Source organism: Streptomyces sp. NPDC038280 (assembly GCF_055600045.1).
On sequence record NZ_JBVJYZ010000026.1, the window covers coordinates 1 to 13886 of the forward strand.

The 13886-nt window shown below is 69.6% G+C and carries 21 protein-coding genes and 1 pseudogene; all 22 read left to right on the forward strand.

Annotation, left to right across the window (positions count from 1 at the left end; translation table 11 throughout):
- Window positions 1-220: 220 nt before the first annotated feature.
- The 22 genes and pseudogenes from ACZ7J0_RS32155 to ACZ7J0_RS32260 all read left to right on the forward strand — a co-directional run bounded on the left by ACZ7J0_RS32155 (window position 221) and on the right by ACZ7J0_RS32260 (window position 13883).
- Window positions 221-637, forward strand: coding sequence for a hypothetical protein (locus ACZ7J0_RS32155; RefSeq protein ID WP_470893327.1), 417 nt, complete (start codon window positions 221-223; stop codon window positions 635-637).
- A gap of 313 nt (window positions 638-950) precedes the next feature.
- Complete coding sequence (locus ACZ7J0_RS32160; RefSeq protein WP_470893329.1) at window positions 951-2177, forward strand: cell wall protein; 1227 nt, start codon at window positions 951-953, stop codon at window positions 2175-2177.
- Window positions 2174-2959, forward strand: coding sequence for a DciA family protein (locus ACZ7J0_RS32165; protein WP_470893330.1), 786 nt, complete (start codon window positions 2174-2176; stop codon window positions 2957-2959). Before ACZ7J0_RS32160 ends, ACZ7J0_RS32165 begins: the two co-directional genes overlap by 4 nt.
- A 192-nt stretch (window positions 2960-3151) precedes the next feature.
- Entirely contained in the window at window positions 3152-4396 is a 1245-nt protein-coding gene (locus ACZ7J0_RS32170; RefSeq protein WP_470893332.1) for an AAA family ATPase, read from the forward strand.
- Window positions 4393-5559 (forward strand): ParB/RepB/Spo0J family partition protein, encoded by a 1167-nt coding sequence (locus ACZ7J0_RS32175; RefSeq protein ID WP_470893334.1) that lies wholly within the window; start codon window positions 4393-4395, stop codon window positions 5557-5559. The genes ACZ7J0_RS32170 and ACZ7J0_RS32175 overlap by 4 nt, the downstream gene beginning before the upstream one ends.
- A 671-nt stretch (window positions 5560-6230) precedes the next feature.
- Window positions 6231-6587, forward strand: a complete 357-nt coding sequence (locus tag ACZ7J0_RS32180) for a hypothetical protein (RefSeq protein WP_470893336.1) — start codon at window positions 6231-6233, stop codon at window positions 6585-6587.
- A gap of 219 nt (window positions 6588-6806) precedes the next feature.
- Window positions 6807-7340: a hypothetical protein gene (locus ACZ7J0_RS32185; protein ID WP_470893338.1), complete on the forward strand. Its 534-nt coding sequence runs from the start codon at window positions 6807-6809 to the stop codon at window positions 7338-7340.
- Window positions 7341-7468: 128 nt separating this feature from the next.
- A complete protein-coding gene (locus tag ACZ7J0_RS32190; RefSeq protein WP_470893339.1) occupies window positions 7469-7708 on the forward strand; it encodes a hypothetical protein in 240 nt (79 codons plus the stop codon).
- A gap of 173 nt (window positions 7709-7881) precedes the next feature.
- The gene (locus tag ACZ7J0_RS32195) at window positions 7882-8226 is read left to right on the forward strand and encodes a hypothetical protein (RefSeq protein WP_470893341.1); all 345 of its coding nucleotides are present in this window, start codon (window positions 7882-7884) and stop codon (window positions 8224-8226) included.
- Between the two features lie 113 nt (window positions 8227-8339).
- The gene (locus ACZ7J0_RS32200; RefSeq protein WP_470893342.1) at window positions 8340-8771 is read left to right on the forward strand and encodes a hypothetical protein; all 432 of its coding nucleotides are present in this window, start codon (window positions 8340-8342) and stop codon (window positions 8769-8771) included.
- A gap of 23 nt (window positions 8772-8794) precedes the next feature.
- Window positions 8795-9064 carry a hypothetical protein gene (locus ACZ7J0_RS32205; RefSeq protein WP_470893344.1) on the forward strand — a complete coding sequence of 90 codons (270 nt, stop codon included), beginning with the start codon at window positions 8795-8797 and terminating at the stop codon, window positions 9062-9064.
- A complete protein-coding gene (locus tag ACZ7J0_RS32210; protein ID WP_470893346.1) occupies window positions 9061-9477 on the forward strand; it encodes a hypothetical protein in 417 nt (138 codons plus the stop codon). The genes ACZ7J0_RS32205 and ACZ7J0_RS32210 overlap by 4 nt, the downstream gene beginning before the upstream one ends.
- Entirely contained in the window at window positions 9474-9602 is a 129-nt protein-coding gene (locus tag ACZ7J0_RS32215; protein ID WP_470893347.1) for a hypothetical protein, read from the forward strand. Before ACZ7J0_RS32210 ends, ACZ7J0_RS32215 begins: the two co-directional genes overlap by 4 nt.
- Window positions 9599-10156 carry a hypothetical protein gene (locus ACZ7J0_RS32220; RefSeq protein ID WP_470893348.1) on the forward strand — a complete coding sequence of 186 codons (558 nt, stop codon included), beginning with the start codon at window positions 9599-9601 and terminating at the stop codon, window positions 10154-10156. The genes ACZ7J0_RS32215 and ACZ7J0_RS32220 overlap by 4 nt, the downstream gene beginning before the upstream one ends.
- The gene (locus ACZ7J0_RS32225; RefSeq protein WP_470893349.1) at window positions 10149-10493 is read left to right on the forward strand and encodes a hypothetical protein; all 345 of its coding nucleotides are present in this window, start codon (window positions 10149-10151) and stop codon (window positions 10491-10493) included. Before ACZ7J0_RS32220 ends, ACZ7J0_RS32225 begins: the two co-directional genes overlap by 8 nt.
- On the forward strand, window positions 10486-10818 hold the full coding sequence (locus ACZ7J0_RS32230; RefSeq protein ID WP_470893351.1) for a hypothetical protein: 333 nt from the start codon (window positions 10486-10488) through the stop codon (window positions 10816-10818). Before ACZ7J0_RS32225 ends, ACZ7J0_RS32230 begins: the two co-directional genes overlap by 8 nt.
- Entirely contained in the window at window positions 10811-11764 is a 954-nt protein-coding gene (locus ACZ7J0_RS32235; protein WP_470893353.1) for a DUF5131 family protein, read from the forward strand. The genes ACZ7J0_RS32230 and ACZ7J0_RS32235 overlap by 8 nt, the downstream gene beginning before the upstream one ends.
- Window positions 11764-12024, forward strand: a complete 261-nt coding sequence (locus tag ACZ7J0_RS32240) for a hypothetical protein (RefSeq protein WP_470893355.1) — start codon at window positions 11764-11766, stop codon at window positions 12022-12024. Before ACZ7J0_RS32235 ends, ACZ7J0_RS32240 begins: the two co-directional genes overlap by 1 nt.
- Complete coding sequence (locus ACZ7J0_RS32245) at window positions 12021-12545, forward strand: RusA family crossover junction endodeoxyribonuclease (protein WP_470893357.1); 525 nt, start codon at window positions 12021-12023, stop codon at window positions 12543-12545. Before ACZ7J0_RS32240 ends, ACZ7J0_RS32245 begins: the two co-directional genes overlap by 4 nt.
- 103 nt (window positions 12546-12648) lie before the next feature.
- A pseudogene (locus ACZ7J0_RS32250) lies at window positions 12649-12885 on the forward strand (WhiB family transcriptional regulator); the annotation flags it as partial.
- Between the two features lie 24 nt (window positions 12886-12909).
- Complete coding sequence (locus tag ACZ7J0_RS32255; protein ID WP_470893557.1) at window positions 12910-13101, forward strand: helix-turn-helix domain-containing protein; 192 nt, start codon at window positions 12910-12912, stop codon at window positions 13099-13101.
- A complete protein-coding gene (locus ACZ7J0_RS32260) occupies window positions 13098-13883 on the forward strand; it encodes a hypothetical protein (protein ID WP_470893359.1) in 786 nt (261 codons plus the stop codon). The genes ACZ7J0_RS32255 and ACZ7J0_RS32260 overlap by 4 nt, the downstream gene beginning before the upstream one ends.
- Window positions 13884-13886 lie beyond the last annotated feature (3 nt).

Here is a 13886-nt window from a genome sequence, read left to right on the forward strand (position 1 = left end):
GTCAAAAGGCCCCGCTCGCTCCTTGCGGAGCAGTCCGAATGTTGGTCGCATCCGGACGCGGGGCCCGCCGACACCCCACCGCGGAAACGAATGAAGGTGCCAGCTCTATGGCGAAGAGTACCCGGACACCCGGGCGATCAGACAGTGGGACCCAGCGCACCGCCGCGAAGATCACACCGGCGTCGAGCGCGAGCCCCGTCACCTCTACCTCACTCGCTCGATGAGCAGCCCGGCCGAGCAGCTCTCGGCCGCCGGGCTGACCCTGTCCGAGCTGCGCCGTCAGCTCCTCGAGCTGACCACGCTGGCAGGTACCGCCGAGCTGCCCAAGCCGAGCGTCATTAACGACGCCTCCCACCCCATGCCCGGCCCTGAATGGCAGGTGCGGTGGACCCCGCCCTTCAGGAGCGAGGTTTTTTGGGGCGTGCGCGTCGTCGACAACGACGACGTAGCCCAAGTCGTCTACCTGACCACGCCGGGACACTCGCCGGGTGACTACACCGCTACCCAGACCACTGAGGCGCGGCAGTTCGCGTTGGCGATACTCGCCGCCTGCGACCGCGCCGACCACGAAGCGGCCGGGATCCCTCGACTTGAGGACCGGCGACGTACGAACAGAGAGAAGAAGTCGATGACGTAGCTCCTGCTGGGCGGGAGGTCCTGGGCCCCTTGGCGGGGGCACTTCCTCTACCGCCGGCCGCTGGTGTTGGCGCACCGTGCGCGGCCATTTCCTACGGCTCGGATTTGGCGATCCGAGCTAAGGCCCGAACTTCGAATCCGGTTTGGCGACCGGGCCCGAGCGTTCGAGCGATCTACAGGTTCTGCGAGGAACCAGCACCCACCGAAGCGGGGCTTTCTGCTGCCCCCATCTCAAGGAAGCGAGCGACTACATCTTGCAGTACGCACAGGCGTCTTGTCAGCTTCCGCGCGCCCGCACGGGCGTTTCGCGGCCTATGTCCGCCCCCTCGGGTGACATCCCGTGCCAGCGAACCGCCTTCGAGCCGGTACGCGGTGCCGCCCAGGAACTCGAGAACACGGCCTCCCGACGCACCGGTCCGCGCCGGTGGCTCCGCTCCGTGGAGTGGCTCATCGCCGCCGGCCTCCACCCGAAGGCGAACGCCACCACCCTCCGCGTCGCCGAGGACCTGGCCGGGCGCATGGACTACGACACCGGGCACGCCCGCTACTGCCTGGACGAGATGGTCGCCCGGCTCGGCATCGACAGGTCCACGATCAAGCGGCACATCGCCGCCCTGCGCGAGCTCGGCGCGCTCGCCTGGGTTGTCCACGGCACCAAGGCGAACATCCGCCGGGCTCTCGGGATGAAGGGGTACGCCGGTACGGCCACCGTGTACGCCGCGGTGATCCCGGCCGCCTACGACCGGGCCATGGGCCACCGGATCATCGGCTCTGGGTACACCGCCCGGGTCGTCGTCGACCAGCGCAGCTACCAGCAGGACCCTGTGGATAACCCGCCTGTGGACAACCCTGGCCTCGAGGCCTGTGCGCCCCCTTCCCTCACCTGGGTAGAGGAAGAGGGAAAGCTGAAGGTAGAGGGTGGTAGTAACTACACCCCGCCAGCGGGTCGTCGAACCGCATCGATCCCCCACCAGAGGAACAGCAGCAGCAAGGCGACCGGTACCAGCGGGCGCCGTAGCGCGCTGCGGGTTGCCCGGGACATCCAGATCGCCCGCCGGGTGCGGCCGCTGGTGGCCTGGACCCAGGCCGAGGGCCTGCGCCGTCTCGCTTACGCCCTGCGGCCCCTCATCGACCGGGGCCTGGACGCCGACCAGATCGCTGCTGAGCTCTCCGGCATGTGCATGGGCTGGAAGCCGAAGCAGCCCGCCAACTACCTGCGCGCCGCCCTGGCCCGCGACGCCTCCCGGGATGCCGAGCTGGCCGCTGCCGAGGAGCGTCTCGTCGGCCAGACCTGGCGGGAGCAGGCGGAGCGCGCGGCCGCTGACCGGGCCAGCCTCGAGGCCCTCTTCGGCAGGACCGTCCGCACCGACGACGACCGCCGCGCGGCCCGCGCTCGGGCCCGCTACGACATCCAGGTCGTCATCGACCACCTCGAGGACCACGGCGACGACGACGCCATCGACCTCTACGGAACCGCCCTCGCCTCCAAGGCCGCGGGGCTTGCCGCATCGTCGGCCTTCCAGGCGGGAGCGTGGCGGTGACCGACCAGCAGCAAGCGTCGGGGCGGGACCTCGCGCGCCAGGCCCTCGCCGCCTACAAGGCCGCCCAGCGCGGCGGCCCGGTTGCCCGCCCGGGCAGGACCCGCCACCGGACGGTTCGTACGGACCGCAGCGGCGGCCGCGACCCGGTCGGCTTCGGAGCCGTCCTTGGGCAGATCAGCGGCGAGCAGGGATGGTCCATCGGTCTCGGTGGAGGGAGCATCCTCGACCAGTGGGCCAGCCTGTGCCCGCAGTTCGTCGGCCGCGTGGAGCCCGTCTCGTTCGACCCTGACAGTGGCCGGCTCGACCTGCGGCCTGGCTCCCCCGCCTACGCCGCGCAGCTGCGTCTTCTCGGCGGGGCTGTCGCCAAGCAGATCAACGACAAGGTCGGCCAGGCCGTCGTGCGCACCATCCGGATCCTGGCCGTCGGCGCGCTCAAGGGCGTCACCGCCGAGCCGGAGCCGCGTGCACCGTCGCCGACCGCGCCCGTACGGACACGCGACACCGCCTCCCCGGGATACCGGCGGGCCCTCCAGGCGCACCTGGAGAACAAGGCCGAGGCGCCTGCGGCCAACCCGCTCATCGGGGCCGCCATCGCGCGGCAGGACCAGGCCCTGGCCGCTCATCGCGAACCGGAGGCCGCGTTCACCGATGCGGTCGCCGAGATAGAGCGCCTCACTAAGGGGCAGCCGGCCGACGCGTTGGAGGCCAGCGTTCAGGCCGCCCTGGCGTACAAGTACAGCGGCCAGGGCCGCGAACCCCAGCAGGTGTTCAAGACAGCCTGAGCAGCCGGGGCGACGAATTATTACGGCGTAATACTGCTCGATCTGGTCGAGGGCAGCGGCGCCGTCGGTCGCCCGGGGCGCTCGAGTATTACGGCGTAATAATCCCGCCCGGGGTCAGTGACCGAGCATCAAAGGCTAAGAAGTAGCGCGTCGGTGCTTGTTTCGATCTTGGACGTTAGTAAGGTGTCGTCCATGACTTCACCCACCCCCGGCGACCGCGAGAAGGTCGTCTCCAAGCTCCCGGCCGGGCTGCAGAAGGATCTGAAGATCCGGACAGCGCAACGCGGCATCGACATTCAGCACGCCGTCGAGGCCGGCATCACGGCTTGGCGCGGGCTGGGATCGAACCTCACCCCCATCGACACGTCCGGCGCCAGGTCCTTCTCCACCTTCCTCCCCACCGGCCACTGGGAGGACTTCCGCAACGACTGCACCGCCCGCGGCGTCTCCATCGTCCAGGGCCTCTCCCAGTCCGTGCAGGTGTGGCTGGACACGAACCCGGCCCCGGCCGTGGTGCGTCCGCAGCACCCCGCGCGGGTCATCGTCTGCAACCAGAAGGGCGGCGTCGGCAAGACCGCCATCGCCGCAGGCGTCGGGGAAGCCCTCGCAGAGGACCCCAACCAGCTGCACGCCGTACGCATCTCGAAGCACTTCGCCGCCGCCCTCACCACTGAGGACGAGGCAGGCGACTCCTCCCTCGACTACGAGGACCTGCCCGGGCTCGGACGCCGCGTCCTCCTCGTCGACTTCGACCCCCAGGCCCACCTCACCAAGCAGCTCGGCCAGGAGCCGCTTCCCATCGAGGGCGACAGCCTGACCAAGCACATGGCCGGCGAGCCCAAGGGCGAGATCCGGGACCTCGTCGTCACCATCGAAGACGACAGGTTCGGTGACCGCCTGCACCTGCTGCCCGCGTGCACCGACGCCTTCCTCCTGGACGTGAAGCTCTCCGGAGTCCGCGCCCGGGAAGCAGCCCTGGAACGCGCCCTGCTCCCCCTCGAGGCGGACTACGACGCCATCGTGGTCGACTGCCCGCCGAGCCTGGGCCTGAGCATGGACGCCGCCGCATACTTCGGGCGCCGCCGGCCCGACGAACACCCCGGCAACTCGGGCGTGCTCGTCGTGGTCCAGGCCGAGGACAGTTCCGCCGACGCGTACGGACTGCTCACCTCGCAGATCGAAGACCTGCGCAGCGACATGCACCTGGACCTGGACTACCTCGGCCTCGTCGTCAATCACTACGACGCCCGCCGCGGCTACATCGCCACGTCCTCGCTCCAGGCCTGGATGGACATAAAGGATCCTCGAGTGGTCGGCGTCATCGGCGATCTGAAGGAGCAGAAGGAAGCGGTACGCGTGAAGAAGCCGCTCCTCGCCTACGCCCCCCGCTGCAACCAGGCCGTCGGAATGCGCGCCCTCGCCCGGGAGATCTCATGAGCAAGGCCGACATGCTTGGCGCCGGATCCTCCTTCCAGCAGGCCCGGCCCGTCAGCTCCCGACGCGCCGCCATCGAAGCCGCGACCGCCGCCCCCACCGCAGCCGCACCGCCTCCCGTCCAGCTGCCCGTCGCCGTCATCAGCCTGAACCCGGACAACCCCCGCACCGACCTCGGCGACCTGACCGACCTCGCCAACAGCCTGCGCGACCACGGTCAGAAGACCGCGATCAGCATCATGAGCCGGTTCGCCTACCTCGAAGGCAACCCCGGCAGGGAGCAGGACCTCGAGCCCGACACCCGGTACGTCGTCATCGAGGGCAACTCCCGCCTGGCCGCGTCACGCGAAGCAGGCCTCGAGACCATCAAGGTGATGCTCGACGACGACCTCGGCAGCAACCCCGACGAAATCCTGGAATCGGCCCTCGTCGCCAACGTCCACCGAAACGACCTCGAGCCCCTGGACGAAGCCAGGGCCCTCGAGCAACTCATGAAGGTCCACAAGACCCAGGAAGCGCTCGCCGCACGGCTGCACCGCTCCCAAGGCTGGGTGTCCCAACGCCTCGCCCTGCTCGGTCTGACACCGGAGCTGCAGAGGCGGCTGGAGGCCGGCGAGGAGTCGGCCGAGTTGCTGCGCAGCGTGGGTCGCAAGAAGCCGGAGGAGCAGGAACAGCACCTGGCGCGCCTGAAGGAGAAGAAGGCCGCCAGCGAGGCAGCCCGGAAGGCGCCACGGAAGGCACCCCCCTCCTCCGGCGCCGCCGATTATTACGCCGTAATGAAACCGGAGACGGCCGAGGACAAGTCAGCAGAGCCAACGTCCCGCGCAAAGGCGGCCTCCGCCGAGGCCGTGTCGCCCTTGGGAGACAGCCATGGTGCCCCCGAGCCGACTAAGGAGTGGGCCACCGTGCAGGCGTTCAACCAGGCCTTGCTGGGCGGCGGTCAGAAGCTGCCGGAGCAGCGGCCTGAGGGCACCGCAGCGGGCACGGACGACGCGGAGCTCGCGCTCGACTCCTGGACACGCGACGTTCCGTGGGATCACCCGAAGGCGGTGGCCCTCGCCGCGGCCCAGAACATGACGCAGAAGGAGCTTGCCGCCCTCACCATCTGCCTCCTGGACTACCGGACCAAGATGCAGGCGACGACGTCAGAAGACGCCGAAGCCTGACGCTTCGAAGCGACCAGGCGCGCGCGTGCGCAGCTGTGGCCCCGCCCCCTTCACCGCCCGGTGGGGGGCGGGGCCGCTTTTTGCGTGCGGCGAGATTGCGCCGACTATGCCCCGTGTGCCGGGGTTTCTGGGTCACCCGTCCGAGTGACATGGGGCATGCGCCCATCGGGAGGGGACAGGCGCCGAAACGCCGCAGGCCTCCGGGCTTGTCGGCCAGGGCCGCCGGCCCCTCCTGCCGAAGGGTTCGCAGCCCGGCGCCCTGCCCCACCCCTCACCGCCCCCATCGGAGAAGGGCTGCCGCCGCCTGGGGAACCGGCCCGGGGGATGGGGCTTCCTGCGTGACGAGATAGCCCACTACAATCTCCGTCATCTGACGGGCCTGCCCGTGAGGTCTCCGGCCCCCGCGTGGCCTGGTGGGTCGTTGTCGGCAAAACTCCGTCCCAGCATTGCGCGGGGGCTGCGTCATGTTCCTCGGCCGCAACCCCGACCAGTAGCGGCTGGATCGCACCCCTTTGGGGCGTTCGGCTGGCATCAAAAACCTGACCGTTCTTACATCACGGTCTGTTTTGGTGCCACAGTGACCTACCCGGGATGGATCGGCAGCCAGACCGGACTCGAGCCCTCGCCGGCGCGAGCCCTTCCCACATCTGCCGGAGGAGCGGAGACGCCCCATGACCGCAGCAGAGCCGGCCCGACCGCCGGAGCCCACCCCCGTCAACGATGCCGGGGCCGTCATTCATCTTGCGCAGCACCTCGCCGCACGGGGCCGCTCCAGCGGACGCCCCAAGCCGGAAAGCGTCAGCAACTGCGCCGTTGAGCAGGCGCTCGCCGAGACCATCGAGGCCCTGTTCCTTGCCCGGGGACTGAGCCTGACCGACCCGCAGACCGCAGAAGCTTTCGATACGACCATCGAAGCGGTGCTGCTGATGGTCGACGGAGCGCGCGTTCACGAGGCCTTGGGGGAGAGCGATCACCAGAACATGAAGGGGATGCTTGAGGGGATGAAGGCCGCACCGCAGCGGGTGTGAATATGCCGCCCGACATTGCGGGGCGAGCGGGAACGATCTGGGACCTACCCGTCGCCCAGCGTTGATCATCTGTCGCGATGCGTTCAACTCCAGCCACTTCTATGCCACGATGGGGCGTCCGGAACTCACCCGGAGTGACAGACTCCGGCCCCGGGCGCGCGCCTCCGGCTCTCACCGTCACGCACCGCGCCCTCGGGCCGCACGGCGGACGGGGACTCTATGGGCATCGAGGACGACACCACAGCACGACGCCTCCGGCTGCTGCAGAGCGACTTCATCGAGCCGGGCCGCAGCGGTCCGGCCGAGCGGTGCACCAGGTCCACCACACCGAGTGCGCCGGTACGCCTGGGCATCATTGATTACATCCGCGCGCGCGTGAACGAGGTCGAGGAGCACACCCGCGCCGAGGTGCCGGATGCCGGCCCGGCCCCCGCGGACGCCGCCCAGATCTACGCCTGGGCCCGGGAGCACACCGCGCACCTCGAACCCGAACGCCAGCGCGCACGCGAGACCGTCATCTACCGCCAGGGCCTCGAGCACGCCCTGGCCATGGGTGACAACAAGGTGATCCGCCGACATCCCTGCCCCGCGTGCGGATGCTGGGGCCTGTTCTGGGACGCCGAGCAGCGCAAGGCCGGCTGCGTGAACCGCTACTGCCTCGACGACCACGGGCTCTCCCGCGCCTGGTCCCTTCAGCAGCTCGCGTACCGGCACATCGACCGGCAAAAGATGTTGAAAACGAACGCAACCTGACGCCACCCTGGCGTGTCTACGTAGTACCAGCACATTCCAGCGCTTCACCCTCACAACCGGACCCCCAAGGTCCGAACCCGCTTATCGGCCGTCGGAGCTGCGAACTTCGGTCGTCGATCATCGGGAGCTTGCACGTGGTCAACGTCCAGAACGCCCTGCTCCACCAGCCGGCCACCGTCGACTGGGTCACCCTTCGGGAAGCCGTCGCGCTGCTCGAGGAAACCGGCCACCCGGCCTCCGAGTCCACCATCCGGAGGTGGATTGATACTGACGACCTGCCGGTTCGACGTGCCGGCCGGAGCGACTTGGTGAGCTTCAGCGACATCCTCATGAGTCACGCTCGCTGGGTCGCTGTCCGCGAGAACTGACGGCCCGCCCGCTCCCACCAGCCCCGCCCCTGACCACGGCGGGGCTTTTTTATGCCCGAACCCCCGCCATAACGTATTGCACTCTGCAATACGTTATGGCTATGCTCATGGAGCCGACAACGAACGGACCGACCCAACGGCCGTACGGAGTACACGAGTCCAGGAGCGCCGCCATGAGCGTGATCAGCCCTGCCCGCACCCAGCACCACACCGTCGACTACGACCAGCTCACCCCCCTCGCGCGGGCCGAGTTCGACCGCCTCATGGAACTCGCCGACAACACCGTCGACTCCACCCACTACAACTCCCTGATGGCCTCGGTCGCCTACGTCACGGGCATGCCCATCCCGGCGCCCAACGACATCGTCCGCTGCGCCTGCCCCTCCTGCTGGGCCTGCAGCACGATCTTCGACTCCGCCGCCCCCGGCCTTCGCGAAGTCGAGCCCACCCTGTTCAACCTGCCGCGCCTCCAGTGCCCGGCCTGTGCCGACGACCACCCCGTCGACCACGAGCAGTAACCCCAAGCCCCCGGCCCCGAGTCGAGCACCCCGCCCATGGCGCGGCAGTAGCTCCCCGGGGCCGGGTGAACCGCCCCTTCCTTCCCTCCGCACCGCCGTACCGGGAGACCCCCATGTCCAGCACCGGAACCGTCCTCAACATCACCGGCCAGCTCCTCAACTACTTCGGCCTCGACCGGGAGCTCATCGCCAACGCCAAGACCGGCCAGCTCAGCATCGAAGCCGCCGTCTACCGGGCCGTCACCGGAAGCACCCCCAACGCCTTCCACGACCACGCCGTCCGCGCCGACCTCCTCATCCAGACCGACGAGATGGTCATGGACGCGCTGCGCTGGATCTCCGCCGTCCTGCCGACCGACGCACCCCACGACCCGGCCACCGGCATCGACGACCACCTCGAGCACATCCGCACCTGGGTCAGCGAGACCGACTTCTACACCCAGCGCCAGCCCAACGTCTCCGACGTCATCGGCATCCTCGAGCGCGCCACCCAGGCCGCCGACACCCTCCTCGACATCCCCGCCCCGCGTCCCCACGCCGCCTGACCACCGACAGGAGACCGACCGCCATGACGACCATGACCGTCTTCCCGGCCCTCACCGGCGGGCAGGACCCCGCCTACTACGCCGGCCGCGCCGACGCCCACGACGAGCACAACAGCGGCGCCACCCCCACCGAGCTCGCCACCCGGGCCGCCTACATCGGAGACCTCCACCCCGTCGTCGAATACGCCCTCGGCTACTGGGACCGCGTCCTCGAGATCCGCCGCGAGACCGCCGCCCACAACGCCGCCCAGGCCGACGGCGCCCACACCGACGCAAAGGCGACCCAGCGATGACCGATCACGATCAGCTCTACGAGTTCGCCACCATCGCCTTCAAGGACACCGGCGTACCTCCGGGCGTACACGAGCACCTGATGAAGCTGTTCACCGAGCATGACGCCGTGCTCCTGAACGAGTTCGTCGACCGGTGCGCCACAGCCCTCTCCGGCTGCTGCACCGAATGCGATGCGGCCATCGCCATCGTGCGCGGCCGGGTGCAGTCGACGCTGGGCCATCAGCCGGTCCCCGAACGCCACGCGCTGCGCTGGGACCGGCAGGTCGACACCCCCCATGACCTGGCCGACGACACCGTCGTCCACCTCGTCGACCCCAACGGCCGCCGCTACGAACTCCTCCTCGACGAGGACCTCCGCGAAGTCCTCGGCGACATGCTCCTCAACCCGCCGCACCCCGACGACCTCGTATGACCGGGCCCGCCGCCATCGCCCTCGCACTCGGCCTCATCGCCGCCGCCCTGGTCGTGCTCTCCCAGCACGGCCTCGGCGCCCGCACCACACCCCCCAAGGACCCCCCGGACGGAGAACCGTCGTGAGCACCAAAACCCGCACCCGCCGCACCCCCAAGAAGCCCCGCCCCCGCACCACCCTCCACGTCACCACGGCACCCGTCGACCTCCGCCACCCGCTCCCCATACGCACCGCCCCCGACACCGAGTTCATAACCGGCCCCGCCATACGCGCCGCGTACGCCGCCCGCCTCGCGAACCTCCCCGTACTCCCCATACGGGCCTGGCACGCCGCCCCCGACGGCACCGCCACCGCCCAGCTCGACGACCACACCCTCCTCGTCCACGCCAGCGGCAACCGCAGCCAGTTCACCGCCTGGACCCCGTGCCCCAACGGCGCCCACCACGCCCACCCCGTCGACGGGCCGGCCGCCCTCCACACCGCCCGCACGGCGGCCGCCGACTGCACCCACACCCACGGCGCCCCCATCCCGGCCCCCGCCCCCACGGCCCCGGTCGTACGGACCCTCGGCGACGCCCTCGCCCACTCCACCGCCAGCAACGCCGACACCCAGGCCCTCGACGTCACCGAACTCCGCACCGACCACGACACGCCGAAGGAGCACCCCGACAATGACTGACATCCCCGAGCCGACCGTCAAGGCCGTCGAGTACACGGTGAACTGCGTACCCGAGGACGACTTCGAAGCGCACGTCTTCGAGGTCCGGGTCCAGTACCGGGGCGGAGACCGCTGGGCCGTCACCCGCATCGGGGCGTGCCTCGGAGCCGACGGCACCTGGGACCACGGCGGTGTCAAGCCCTACGGCCGGGGCGACGACTGGCTCAACGCCCACCGCTTCGACCTGGACACCGCCCTCCGCCTCGCCAGGGAAGCCGCGCCCCACATCACGGTCAACGGCTACACCGTCGCCGACGCTCTCGCCATGCAGCAGACGCGAGCTGAGCGCCGTGACTGACCACGACTACATCGCCCGGCTCGTCGCCGAACTCGAGCTCGCAACCGTCTTCCGCGTCCCCTGCCCCGGCAGCCCCTACGGACCCCACGCCGACCTCCTGGTCGAGAAGCGCGACGACCACCACGGAGACGGCTGGGCCATCCTCCGCGACGACAACGCCTGGACCGGAACCCACTGGGTCCACCGCACCGCCCTCGCCCGCTCCGACATCTACCGCTACCCCGATCACCGCACCGCCCTCACCGAAGCCCAGTGGATCGCACCGCAGCAGACCGCCGCCCTCAACGCCCTCTACCAGCAGACCGAGGAGATCCGCCGTGGGTGACACCACCACCATCGAATGGACCGACCGCACCTGGAACCCAGTCACCGGCTGCACGCAGATCTCCGCCGGCTGCGACAACTGCTACGCAAAGACCATCGCCGAACGCTTCCGCGGCCACGCAGCCTTCCCCCACGGCTTCGACATCCAGCTCCGCCCCGGCAAGGTCAACGACCCCCTGACCTGGCGCAAGCCCGCCAAGGTCTTCGTCAACTCCATGTCCGACCTCTTCCACGCCGACATCGACCAGGCCTGGATCGCCGACATCTTCGCCGTCATGGCCGCCGCCCGCCGCCACACCTTCCAGCTCCTCACCAAGCGCCACGCCCGCATGAGGACCCTCCTCAACGACACCGCCTGGGTCGACCAGGTCCGCTCACGTGCCATCGGCAAAGGCCTGCCGGCCGACGACTGGACCTGGCCCCTGCCGAATTTGTGGCTCGGCGTGTCCGTCGAGAACCAGCAGTGGGCCGACATCCGCATCCCCGCCCTCCTCGACACCCCCGCCGCCATCCGCTGGATCTCCGCCGAACCCCTCCTCGGCCCCATCGACCTGAAACAGGCCGTCATCCCTGCGGGCAGCGAACGGGGCCACGGCCTCACCGCCTCCTACGTCCACGCCGGGGACTGCTGCCGCCGCTTCCACGGCCTCGACTGGGTGGTCGTCGGGGGAGAGTCCGGCCACAGCGCCCGACCGATGAACCCCACCTGGGCGACCAGCCTCCGTGACCAGTGCGCCCAGGCCGACGTCCCATTCCTGTTCAAACAGTGGGGCGAATACGCGCCCACCGGCTACCTCGTCATCGGCGGCACCAGCAAGGGCGTCCTCCTCGTCGGCGACCCGATCGACGACCTCGGCCACCGCGTCGAGATCGCCAGGGTCGGCAAGAAGGCCGCCGGCCGGGAACTCGACGGCCGCCTCCACGACGCATACCCGATGGAGGCGTGATGGCGTACACCAAGCCCACCCGGCACCACGTCAACAACCGGCGCAACCGCGGCACCAAGCCCAACGCCAGCGTCGACAAGTACCAGCTCGTCATCACGTGGCCCAACGGACGCCGCCGCACATTCCACACCAGCGACCTCGCCCGCGCCCGTCGCGTAGCCCAGAACAACGCCACCCTCGGCGCCCACGTCGCCTTCCAGACCCACCAAGGCTGGGAGTACAAGACCGCCCGCACCTACGAGCCGGAGCCCGCCCAGTGACCACGACTCAGCCCGAACTCGTACGGGAGCTGCGCCTCACCATCACCGTCCACGGCCGCCCCGCACCCCAGGGCAGCAAGAAGTACGCCGGACACCGACGCAACGCCGCCTCCGGCCGCATCTCCGCCGTCCTCGTCGAACAGTCCAAGCGCGTCAAGCCCTGGCGAGCCCTCGTCACCGCAGCCACCGAACGCGCCATGGCCACCGGACACATCGGCCGCATCCCCGTCCACGTCCCCCCGCTCGACGGGCCCCTCGAAGCCGAGATCGTGTTCACCGTCGTCAAGCCCGCCACCGCCCCCAAGCGGAAGCGGACCTGGCCCACCACCCGACACTCCGGCGACGTCGACAAGCTCATCCGCTCCACCTTCGACGGCATCGCCGACGCCCACGCCGTCATGGACGACTCCCGCATCATCCGCGTCACCGCCACCAAGACCTTCCCCGGCGAACACCCCGAAGCCCTCCCCGAGCCCGGAGCCGTGATCCGCCTCTACACCCTCACCGGAGCCCCCTCATGAACGCCGAGGCGACTACCGACATGACTCGGTCTACGCGGTCTACCGGCCGCTCCATAGAACACGCCGCATTTCTTCTGGAACTGATGAACGAAGGAGCCTTGGCATGATCATCCCCCTGTCCGTATCTGACGACTGGATGCGCCGCGCGGTCTGCCGGACCGAGCCTCCGGAGACGTTCTTCCCGGCCCGCTATGGCGGCTCCCAGAAGCGGAAGGTGGAGGCCGCCAAGAGGATCTGCGGCCGTTGCCCGGTCCGTAAGGCGTGCCTCCAATGGGCGCAGGAGACCGGGCAGCGGTTCGGTGTCTGGGGTGGCCTGTCGGAGGAGGAGCGGTGGGCGCTGATCCCCGCGAGTGAGAAGCGGGTCATGCCGCCGCAGCCGAGTCCGGCGCAGGAGCGGTGCTGGGAGTTCGCGGCGCAGATCCAGCAGTGGCGCGCGGAGAACGTGACTGGCCGGGAGATTGCTGAGCGGCTCGGTGTGGGCCGGGATGCCTTGTACCGGTGGATGCGGCGTTACGACGCCGAGAAGGTTGCGGCAGAGCACGGGGTGGCGGCATGAGTGCACTGAGCGCGAAGGAGCGTGGAGACATGGCCGAGAAGCTGCTGCCCATCGCGGCGAACCTGGTGACGCTGGTTCACGGTGACGGTGGCCCTCGGGACGTGCACCAGGCGCTGGCCCGCCTCAGTGCGGGGGAGAAGGACGCGCTGCTCGTTGTCCTGGCCGGCCTGGTCGATCCGGACCAGTCGATGGGCGCCGCGCTGGGGTGGTTGGACTTCAACGAGCACGGGCAGACGGTCGTGCCGGCCTGGGGTGAGCATGCCCGTGTGCGGGACCTGGCGCCGGAACCGGAGCTCGAGGACGACGACACGTTCATCGACGAGGCCGCCGTGAGCCAGTACGTGCAGGGCATCCCTGTGCGGGTGACTCCCCGGGAGCGGCTGGAGGCGGTGGTGAAGTGCGTGGCGCGCGGCCTGAGGTACACGGACATCGACGCCATGCACGGGCTGAAGAGGAACTCCACGGCGACGTTCATGAGCCGCAGCCGCCGGGCGTTCGAGGCCCGTGGGGAGAAGTTCCCGGAGCTGGAGCGTCCCGACGAGGCGCGCTCGTTCACGGAGGAGGAAGTGATCGCGATTCGTGAGCGCTCTGCGCGTGGCGATACGGACATGGTGATCGCAATGTCGTACGGCGTGGTCCCGGGACTCATCTCGAACATCTGCCGTGGCCGCAACTACGCGAAGTACGGCGGCCCGATCCGGAAGGCGAAGAGCAGTAAGCCGAGCCCGCAGACGCGGGTGGTGTGGGCCGGCGGTACGCCCGGCTATGCCCAGGCCAGTTGAGAC